The organism is Arthrobacter sp. P1_A5 (assembly GCF_056406825.1).
This window is the reverse complement of record NZ_JBFTZL010000305.1, coordinates 1-2,456: the sequence shown is the minus strand read 5'-3', so window position 1 is coordinate 2,456 and position 2,456 is coordinate 1. Positions and strand designations below refer to the sequence as shown.

Sequence of the window (2,456 nt, the reverse complement as noted above, 5' to 3'; positions counted from 1 at the left end):
CCCTTGAGTCAGTCCCGCTTTGCGCGCCCATTGACAGCACGTCATCTGATTGAATCCGAGCTCCGCCGCGGCCGCGCTCACACTCCCCAGCCGGTCCACCACCGACAAGAACTGGTCCTTCTGCTCCGGCGTGTACTTCCGCCGCCGGGCTGTTTCCTCCGTTAAAAACGACACGGTCGTTGCAACTCCCAAAGTGTTGGGTGTTGCAACGACCGTTAGAACCCGCCATGGCTTAGCGGCCGTTCGTGGCACTTCGTTGGATCGTCCGGGCCTGCCCCAGGAATCAGAGTCCCGGCAGGCTCCCGGCCCTAGCGCTTTTCGCAGGCGATGCCGTCGTTGTCACGGTCGAGGTCGTACTGGCGGAAACCGCCGTCGTTGAGGTTGTACAGGGTGTTGTCGACGCGGAACGTGGTGACCGGCTTTCCGCTGGTCTTGTCGCGGGCGCCCTTCTTGCCGACGCCGTGCGGGTAGACCTTGTTCAGCTCCGTGCAGTTCTTGTACGACTTCGGCGCCGGCGCGGCGGTTGCCGGCACGGCCGTGGCGCTCAGGACGACGGCGGTACCCGCCAAGGACGCGATAAGCAATTTTTTCAGGCGCACGTTTAAGAGCACTCCCCCAGGTAGAAGCCCTCAGCCGCGGATCGGCGAGGGGCAGGAAAATGCTAACCCACGAATTCGCTGTTTCCGGTCAGGCTCAAGCGCCGTGATCCGAGCCCTGGTCCAGCTTGTCGAGGTCCTGGGCCACCATCGCCTCGCTGCGCTGCCACAGCGCCTTCGCCAGGCCCGCATCGTAGGCCTGCTTGTTGGCCTTCGAGAGCGTCCGTTTGGCGTAGTAGGCGCCGGAGATCCAGTCGTGGCCCGGGATGGCGTTGGCGAGCCACACAAGGGTGTCCGCGCCCTGGTCAGGGGTCAGCATGAAGCGCTTGAGGAAGGACTTGTAGGCCAGGCGCATGGGGCTTGTGGAGTCGGCAGCGAAGTTGGTGGCCACGCCGCCGGGGTGGAACGCCGCCGTCGAGATCCCCTCGGTGTTGTAGCGGTTGTGGAGTTCGGCGGTGAAGAGGATGCTGGCGAGTTTGGCGTTGCCGTAGGCGCGGTTGGTGGAGTAGCTCTTGGCCGCGTCGAGGTCGTCGATGTCGAACTTGGCGAAGAGCGAATTCGCGACGCTTGAGGTGTTGATGACGGTGGCCTGGCTGGCGGTGAGCACCCCGATCAGCTCGGTRGTSAGCCGGAACGGGGCMAGGTGGTTGACCTGGAAGGATTTCTCGTGGCCGTCTACGGTGAGCTCACGGGGCCCCATGATGCCGCCGGCGTTGTTCGCCAGGACGTCGATCCGCGGGTACTTTTCCTTCAGCTGCGTGGCCAGGGTCCGCACCTGGGCAAGGTCGGCGAAGTCGCTGACAAAGAAATCGGCGCCGATTTCGTTCGCGATCGCCTCGGTCTTTTGCGCGGAACGCCCGACGACGACCACACGTTCCCCCTGCCGGGCGAAGGTCCGCGCGGCGGACGCGCCGATGCCGTCGCTGGCTCCGGTGATGACGATAGTGCGCTCGGGCATTGAGGTGTCCTTAGAACGAAGCGGTGGGCTGGTCTTTGGGAATCCAGCCCCGTCGAATTCTAACGAGTGCAACTGGGAGTTCGTTCCGGAAGGCCTGCGTGCCGGCTCCGGGTTTGCTGGGAGTCCCGCGACGCTCCCTCAGGTTTCGCGGCATATCCTGCGACGCTCCCGCAGGTGTTGCGGGGTCCGGCGGGATGCTCCCGCAGGTGTTGCGGGGTGTGGCGGGATGCTCCCTCACGTTTGGCGGGGTGCGGCGGGATGCTCCCGCAGGTGTTGCGGGGTCCGGCGCCGGGCCGGATTTTGTGGTGGGGGTTTAAATGCGGGAGGACCCCCACCTGGTGGTGGGGGTCCTCGACCGTTAATGGTGTTCCGGCGGTGACCTACTCTCCCACACCCTCCCGGGTGCAGTACCATCGGCGCTGTGGGTCTTAGCTTCCGGGTTCGGGATGGGACCGGGCGTTTCCCCCACGCTATGACCGCCGTAACCCTTGCTCCGCCACGCACCCGCKGGGCGGGGGTGGGGAAAWCTGTGGTTACAACATGGCCGCTGCAGTGAATGCAGCTGTGGTGTTGTTATTTTGTTGTGGTTTTGTTCCTGTCGCAACGTGCCGTCAAGTAACGGGTTTGTTGKTTGGGAACCACATAGTGGACGCAAGCAGTCTTGTTTCTTTGTACCCTCCCCCTGGTGTGAACGTCTTTTGAATCCGTTCACGGGATGGGTGTGTGGTGTAAGTTATCGGCCTATTAGTACCGGTCAGCTTCACGAGTCGTTAGTCCTCGCTTCCACATCCGGCCTATCAACCCAGTGGTCTGGCTGGGGGCCTCTCACACACAAGGTGTATGGAAATCTCATCTCGAAGCGAGCTTCCCGCTTAGATGCAGCGAGCTTCCCGCTTAGATGC

3 protein-coding genes and 2 rRNA genes are annotated in these 2,456 nt (G+C 63.2%); all 5 read right to left on the bottom strand.

What is annotated here, in order from left to right:
- Positions 1–192: transposase (locus tag AC1D1S_RS20660; protein WP_476995392.1), on the bottom strand; the 192-nt coding region annotated here is incomplete at its 3' end.
- 116 nt (positions 193–308) lie between these two features.
- A complete protein-coding gene (locus AC1D1S_RS20655) occupies positions 309–599 on the bottom strand; it encodes an excalibur calcium-binding domain-containing protein (protein ID WP_476942812.1) in 291 nt (96 codons plus the stop codon).
- Between the two features lie 94 nt (positions 600–693).
- On the bottom strand, positions 694–1,554 hold the full coding sequence (locus AC1D1S_RS20650; protein ID WP_476995391.1) for an SDR family NAD(P)-dependent oxidoreductase: 861 nt from the start codon (positions 1,552–1,554) through the stop codon (positions 694–696).
- A 367-nt stretch (positions 1,555–1,921) separates the two neighbouring features.
- Positions 1,922–2,038, bottom strand: a 5S ribosomal RNA gene (gene rrf, locus AC1D1S_RS20645).
- A 239-nt stretch (positions 2,039–2,277) separates the two neighbouring features.
- Positions 2,278–2,456 (bottom strand): 23S ribosomal RNA (locus AC1D1S_RS20640); the annotation flags it as partial.